This is a genomic window from Bradyrhizobium sp. WYCCWR15520 (genome assembly GCF_056174665.1).
The window spans coordinates 1-514 of the sequence record NZ_JBWBWM010000190.1; the positions used below are offsets into that span (position 1 = coordinate 1).

General features: G+C 45.9%; 1 protein-coding gene. It reads left to right on the forward strand.

The features are described from left to right. Positions 1–51: 51 nt before the first annotated feature. Positions 52–514, forward strand: a 463-nt coding sequence (locus tag AC0QUY_RS42810; RefSeq protein WP_475391772.1) for a PHP domain-containing protein, incomplete at its 3' end; no start/stop codon positions are given.

The following is a 514-nucleotide window of genomic DNA, read 5'->3' on the forward strand; positions in this document are numbered from 1 at the left end:
GATTGTTGATCAAAGAAAGAACATTTGTTTCTCATTCGATCCCATCATATAATGAAAAGAGACGGCTCGAAAAAGGAAGGGGTGACAGAAATGCCTTTTGTTCACCTGCAAGTACACAGCGGTTACAGCTTATTAAACAGCGCCGCTTCCGTAGAGGACCTCACGGCCAAAGCCAAAGAGCTGGGCTACAGCGCAATGGCGCTGACGGATGATGAGGTCATGTACGGGGCGGTGGAATTTTATAAATCATGCAAAAAACGCGGCATCAAGCCGATTATCGGGCTTACAGCCTCAGTTTTAACAGATGAAAAAGAACAGCTTTCATATCCGCTCGTTCTTTTGGCGAAAACAAACAAAGGCTACCAAAACCTGCTGAAAATCAGTAGCGTGTTGCAGTCGAAATCAAAAACCGGCATCAAAGAAAAATGGCTCAAAAGTTATCATGAAGGGCTCATTGCGCTGACAACGGGCGGGACAAGCCATGTTGAAGCGCTGTTGAAAGAAGGGCTGATCG